The following is a 6,477-nucleotide window of genomic DNA, read 5'->3' as shown; positions in this document are numbered from 1 at the left end:
CAATAATTTCTAAATATTCACCATTTTCGGTTTCGTGTAAATTTACATCGACGATTATGCCTAATACATCTTTGACTTTATTGGGAATATCTTCAAGTAGTCTTTTCGCATTCTTTACACCAATTATTTTTCCCTTATCATCTTTCCCGATAATTATTGAACCACCCTTGGCGTTAGCAAATCCACATATCCATTTTAGATACTCGTCTCTCCACGATTCTTTCCATTCAATATTTTGATTTTCTGCCATTTTTCATCATTTTATTCAAAGATAGAAAAAATGAGCTTTAAGCGTGAAATTTTCTCTCTTGCAATAAACGGCAACGTTCCTGGTATAGCCACAGTAGCGGATTTGCGGGCTTCGTCACTGTCCACCGCTACAAAAGCCCACGCGTAGCAGCGAACGCCAAACTACCACCAAGCCCCGCTATTGTTGGCTATACCATGTTACCGCCTGGTGTTCTTTATGTTCAGTCATTTTTTTTTCAATTTGCTACTACTTTCTGTATGCAGTGCGTTGGAGCAGACACACTCTTTGGCAAGCTTTGGTATGAGCGATGGCCCGTGCGGCTTGACAATGTGTGTGGCTGTGAAGCGTGGGCTTTAATGTCGTTCGTTGCTATCAAATTGCTGCTCTTTTGGCGTACAAGTATGTTTGAAAACCTATAAACGTTTCTCTAATCGTTGGAATGTCGCCAAGTTCTTTTTTAGCGTCTCCGATTGCGTTGTATTTCAAAATCAATAAGTCGCCCAATTTGGTGTCGTCCAATTCGTCAACGCCTTGTTTTACATATTGGCTTAAGACAAAATTTAAAAACTCCTGCTGTTTTGGGTCGTAATCGTTGAAATGGATTTTTGCTCTTTCGGCTCTTTCTTGTCGTTCTACTATGTTTGAGTGAAAAGCGATATAAGCCAAAACATCATACAAGTCGCTATTTTCAGCGTTTAGAATCTTTTGAAATTCTTGCAGTTGCTGCTTGGCAAATCCTTTATCTGTCAATTCGTCCAATAGTTTCTTTCTCGTATCGGGTTTGCTCCAAATGGTTCTTAATTCATCTTCATTTTTGAACAGTTCGGGCAACGCTCCAAAAAGGGAATGCAAAAATGCTTCTGCTGAAATTGGTCTGCCGTCTGGACTATAAAACGAAGTGCTAATCATGTGTTGAAACTGACGCACTTTACCGTCTGCCAACTTCACTTTTATCATTCGTCTTGGTGGTAAGTCGCAACGACACATTACATATCCGCAGATTTCACAAGCTGGCTCAGGTTCTCTAACACAAATACATGGTCTTTGACCACAATATTCACAAGGTTGTGGCTGTGGTCTTGGTTGCGGTGGTTCTGGGTCTAATGGTTCGCCATCCCAATCGGGGTCGTCAAATTTGCGATATGCTTCTACATAGTCGTAAATGGTGAAATGGTCTTTGTCGTCAAAAAGACGTGTGCCGCGGCCAATAATTTGTTTGAACTCAATCATGGAATTGACTGGACGAAGCAATACAATGTTTCTTACTTCGGGCGCATCAACGCCTGTACTCAACTTTTGAGATGTGGTGAGAATTGTTGGAATACTTTTCTCGTTATCTTGAAAATTTCTTAAATGCTGTTCACCTAATTTTCCGTCATCTGCAGTAACACGGTGGCAGTAATTTGGATTTTTGGTTTCTGCGTATTGGTTGATTAAATCGCGGATAGCCAAAGCGTGTAACTGGGTGGCACAGAAAACCAATGTCTTTTGACTGTGGTCAATCAAACTCATGAAAATCTTTACCCGATACTCTTCTCGCTCTTTTATTTCAATGATGCGGTTTATTTCCGCTTCGGTGTAGCGTTTGCCTTCTTCAATTTCGCCTTCAGTTACCGTGTCATCATCCGTGTATAAATACTCGTCAATGGTGGTGTCAATTTGTTTGACTTTAAAAGGCGTTAAGAAACCGTCATTGATGCCTTCTTTCAATGAATAGACATAAACTGGCTCACCAAAATAGTCGTAGGTATCTGCGTTGATGGTTCGTTTTGGTGTAGCGGTTAAACCTAATTGAACGGCAGGTTTGAAATAGTCCATTATAGCTCGCCAACTGCTTTCGTCATTTGCTCCGCCACGGTGACACTCGTCAATAATGATGAAGTCAAAAAAATCTTCGGGATATTCTCCAAAATAGGGTGTGTCGTTTGGACCACTCATAAAGGTTTGGAAAATGGTGAAAAACACATTTCCATTTTTCGGAACTCTTCCTTTTTTCTTGATGTCGGCTGGATTGATACGCACCAAAGCATCTTCTTCAAATGCAGAAAACGCGTTAAAAGCCTGGTCGGCCAAAATATTTCTGTCTGCTAAGAATAATATTCTTGGGCTTCTCTGTCCGTCTTGATGTATATTCCATTTGGCTTGAAACAGTTTCCACGCAATTTGAAAAGCAATGGCCGTTTTTCCTGTTCCTGTGGCAAGAGTTAATAAAAGCCGTTGTTCACCTTCGGCAATCCCTTCTAAAACTTTGGTTATAGCATTTTCTTGATAGTAGCGTGGTTGCCATGTTCCGCTTCGGTCTTCAAAGGGAACGGATAATAGTTTTTCTCGCCATTGTGCTATTTCAATGGCTTTTGGTTCATTGGATGTTGGGAACGTCATTTGCCATAGTTCATCAGGCGTGGGGTAGGCGGTTACATCTCCTTCCGTGCCTGCCTGCATATCTATTGCATAAATCTGTAAACCATTTGTACTGTATGTGAACCGAACTTGCAAACGACCTGCATAATCTTTGGCTTGACCCACGCCTTCGGTATAGTATTTATCTCTTGCTTTGGCTTCAATGACAGCCAAATTCCTGTTTTTGTATTGCAGAATGTAATCGGCTTTATCGGGTTTACTTCGCTGACCATGACCGATTAAACGACCTTTGTTAATAGGAAACTCCATGCGAATGCGACTGCCTTCCACAACGCCCCAACCTGCTGATTTTAATGCAGGGTCAATAAATTCTGCTCTTGTTTCGGTTTCGTTCATGCTAATACCGTCTTGTTTTCCAACCGTTTCTTGGCTTAGGAGTTACATCTCTCATAAAATCATTAAAAGCAGCTGCATGTCTACCTTCTTCTGCCACAATTCCCTTTTTAATTAAGCGGTCGTCAATTATTGAATATAAATCTCTGAAAAACTCTTTTGCTACTTTTGGGTAAGCATCATGATAGCCGTTTTCTATTCCCAAATACTTTTTGGTTGTGAAACAGACCAAATCACTTAGCTGAACCATTGGATTCTTTTCTGAATCTATCGGATAACTAAACTCAGAAATCCATTTAACCCGTTTTGTTTTGGTTGGATGAAAACGTCTATGTTTTGTAAGTTCTTCTATTTCTATTTTTAATCCGTCTTTTTCGTCAATGATTACCATACCCCTTGCTGTTGAACCAAGACGCTCTTTTACAAACCATTCAATGGTTGTAATTCCATTATCGTAGCAAAGCAAATAAGGCGTTTTCAACTCTACATGCTCTTTATTTCGGATAGGAGCAACATCATATGCATGAAGTTTATTTTTATCAATGGCATGAAGAAAAACCTGATGTCCACGAGTTTGTAATAGAGTCAATAGGTCAATAGCTAATTTGTTACGGCTTGCCCTTTCATGTCCTGCGAAATGACCGTCTCCGTTTGGACTTAGCAATTCGTGTGAATGCAGTTCAAAATTGTTGGGAACAACGTTATTGAAATAGACATTGATGATTTTTTCAAATTCACCATGAGTTTTATTCCAACCTTTGTCTTTTACAATAATTCCGCCCAATACAAAGATTGGAGCTTCATCATTTTGAAGGTCTCTCAAATTACATCCTGCTTCGTCAAGGTAGAAAAAATGCATATTATTCGATTTCTATTAATTCGTTTTCAAAAGCTCTTCTATGAATTGCTGCTCTTAATTCTTCTACCATATCGAATTTTTTCTGAAAAATGTTTTCAAGTTTCCTGGTCTCCGACATTGCCAATTCTAATTCAGAAGCAATTCTTCTTTGTTCATCAAGTGAAGGTTTAATTAAGGGGCAGTCTAAAATGTCTCCCTTCCTAAGATTGGTTTGGTTTTCACCATTATTAAAAGCTAAAAAGTGTTCATGGCGGTTGAGTTGGTAATACAAATATTTTGTATCAAATTCCTTGCTGCGAATACAGCAAATACGCTGGTTTAAAGAATAGGCATCGTCTTTGTCAATGATGAAACACTTGGCTAATGCTTTCCCATTAGGCACGTCACTCATCACCATTACTATATCGTCTTTAAACAAAGGAAACATTTGCTTTTTGGTTCTTTTAATTATTTTTCCTTCGGTAGATATAAATTTTGAATTAACTACAATGTATTTTCCCTTGGCATCAATGGCTTTTTCATGTGCTTTTCCATTAAAAAAATCACAAGAATCTCCTAAGGTTGTTCTTTCTATTTCATTCATAAGAACTTCTCTTTAATATTATTTAAAATTTCATCTGAGTCTTCATCCATAGCTTCCATTTCGGCTAATATTTCATCTAAGGAGCGATAAACCATTTCAACTTTACCGTTAGGGTTTTTAACACTAAAATCAAAATTGCTCGTATTGATTTCAGATATATCAATTGACCATGATTTTTCAGAGTCAGGTAGCGTTTTTTGCAATTCTTTAAATTCTTGCAAATCATCATCATTCAAAGGCGAAGTTTTACCCAAGCTTCTGCCTGGAACACATTGGTAATACCAAATCTTTTCAGTCGGTTCGCCCTTTGTAAAGAATAGTACAACCGTTTTTACTCCTGCACCTAAAAATGTACCTGCGGGCATATCCAAAATTGTATGGACGTTACAACTCTCCAACAAATGTTTTCGCAATGAAACAGAAGCATTGTCGGCATTGCTCAAAAAGGTGTTTTTGATAACTATGGCAGCACGTCCGCCTGATTTCAAACTTTTAATAAAATGCTGTAAGAATAAAGAAGCCGTTTCGCCTGTTTTAATGTCGAAGTTTTGTTGCACTTCTTTACGTTCCTTACCGCCAAAAGGTGGATTGGCCAAAATCACATGATAGCGGTCTTTCTCTTGAATGTCTCTGATGTTCTCGGTCAGTGTATTGGTGTGAATGATGTTTGGTGCTTCAATGCCGTGCAAAATCATGTTCATTACCCCAATGATGTACGCTAAGTTCTTTTTCTCTTTGCCGTAAAGGGTGTTTTCCTGTAAGGTTTTCAGGTTAGCGGTGGTTTTTTCCATGCGGTTGTACATGTACTCGTAAGCTTCGCACAAGAAGCCCGCACTACCGCATGCAGAATCATAAATTTTCTCGCCAATTTTAGGGTCAATCACTTCAATCATGGCACGAATCAAAGGACGTGGCGTGTAGTATTGTCCGCCATTACGCCCTGCGTTGCCCATGTTTTTGATTTTGGTTTCGTACAAGTGGCTAAGTTCGTGTTTGTCTTTAGCAGTTCCAAAAGGCAGTTCATCTGCCATTTCAATAATCTCGCGTAGGTTGTAACCACTTTTTACTTTGTTTTTTAATTCGCTAAAGATTTCCCCGATTTTGTATTCAATTGATTTCGGATTGTCGATTGACTTTTGTTTAAACTCGCCCAAATAGGGAAAAAGCTTATAATCTACAAATTTGACCAAATCTGGTCCTGTCATAGCTTTGTGGTGGTCGAGTTTGCCGTAAGCAGTTTTGGGCATTGCCCAATTTGGCCAACGGAATTCTTCGTCCAAAATGTATTCGTACGCTTTGTCTTCCAAAGCAGCTTCATCTGCTTTTTCACTCTCCAAGTGGTCAAGGTATCGCAAGAACAAAACCCAAGAAGTCTGTTCGATATAGTCCAATTCACTGTCCGCACCTGCATCCTTGTAAAGTATGTCGTCTATGTTTTTAAAAGTTTGTTCAAACATTATTTAGTCCTTATATAAAATTCATTTTAATAAAAAGCAAATATATAAATATTCACTGGTGCGTTGGCAAGAAAACTGCTCTTTTGCAAGCTGAAGCTTTGGCTTGTGTGTCAGGGCTTGCAAATGTGCAGTTTTGTGTGTGGGCTGTTCATTTTATCGTTTTTCTTTCTTTGTCTTTATGTAGCAAATTGTCTGTTAGTGTCGGTCTCCTACACTTGGCGGTAACGGTCACATATATGAAATGTTGGGGCTGCGGTGTGCGTCTTTGTCTGCCGTTACAAAAGTTGGTGCGGGGCAGAAAGGTTCGTATAAACATCTAAACCCCAATATTTTATATATGATGTTGTACACCGTATTCTATTTCTTCATTAATTCATATTCATCCAATAACTCACTTAAATCATTAAGTTTCTTATATCTTGATAAAAATCTGTCTCTAAATGAATAAATCATTGGAAAATACATTATAATTGATGTTATGAGTATCGTTATAAGAAGTGTTATTAAAGTAATTGCTTTTAAATCAGATTTAAAGTAATCAAGAACTTTATCAATATATGAATACCATAATGGC

The 6,477-nt window shown here is 38.5% G+C and carries 6 protein-coding genes; all 6 read right to left on the bottom strand.

The features are described from left to right. A partial coding sequence (locus B5X70_RS17155; protein ID WP_143255102.1) for an AlbA family DNA-binding domain-containing protein occupies positions 1 to 250 on the bottom strand: 250 nt, incomplete at its 3' end. 372 nt (positions 251 to 622) lie between these two features. Further along, positions 623 to 3,007 (bottom strand): EcoAI/FtnUII family type I restriction enzme subunit R, encoded by a 2,385-nt coding sequence (gene hsdR / locus B5X70_RS17150; RefSeq protein ID WP_079559136.1) that lies wholly within the window; start codon positions 3,005 to 3,007, stop codon positions 623 to 625. 1 nt (position 3,008) lies between these two features. Continuing rightward, positions 3,009 to 3,863 carry a DUF3800 domain-containing protein gene (locus B5X70_RS17145; protein WP_079559135.1) on the bottom strand — a complete coding sequence of 285 codons (855 nt, stop codon included), beginning with the start codon at positions 3,861 to 3,863 and terminating at the stop codon, positions 3,009 to 3,011. Position 3,864: 1 nt separating this feature from the next. After that, positions 3,865 to 4,446, bottom strand: a complete 582-nt coding sequence (locus B5X70_RS17140) for a restriction endonuclease subunit S (RefSeq protein ID WP_079559134.1) — start codon at positions 4,444 to 4,446, stop codon at positions 3,865 to 3,867. Continuing rightward, positions 4,443 to 5,903: a class I SAM-dependent DNA methyltransferase gene (locus B5X70_RS17135; protein WP_079559133.1), complete on the bottom strand. Its 1,461-nt coding sequence runs from the start codon at positions 5,901 to 5,903 to the stop codon at positions 4,443 to 4,445. Before B5X70_RS17135 ends, B5X70_RS17140 begins: the two co-directional genes overlap by 4 nt. A gap of 357 nt (positions 5,904 to 6,260) precedes the next feature. Then, positions 6,261 to 6,477: hypothetical protein (locus B5X70_RS18425; protein WP_234995089.1), on the bottom strand; the 217-nt coding region annotated here is incomplete at its 5' end.

It is taken from the genome of Alkalitalea saponilacus (genome assembly GCF_900168165.1).
GTDB lineage: Bacteria > Bacteroidota > Bacteroidia > Bacteroidales > Marinilabiliaceae > Natronoflexus > Natronoflexus saponilacus.
Note: the sequence above shows the minus strand (reverse complement) of the source record. Positions and strands in the feature narration are given on the sequence as shown.

Excerpts from the sequence above, each read along its gene's own strand:
- hsdR (WP_079559136.1), bottom strand. The coding sequence starts at position 3,007 with ATGAACGAAACCGAAACAAGAGCAGAATTTATTGACCCTGCATTAAAA.
- B5X70_RS17145 (WP_079559135.1), bottom strand. The coding sequence starts at position 3,863 with ATGCATTTTTTCTACCTTGACGAAGCAGGATGTAATTTGAGAGACCTT.
- B5X70_RS17140 (WP_079559134.1), bottom strand. The coding sequence starts at position 4,446 with ATGAATGAAATAGAAAGAACAACCTTAGGAGATTCTTGTGATTTTTTT.
- B5X70_RS17135 (WP_079559133.1), bottom strand. The coding sequence starts at position 5,903 with ATGTTTGAACAAACTTTTAAAAACATAGACGACATACTTTACAAGGAT.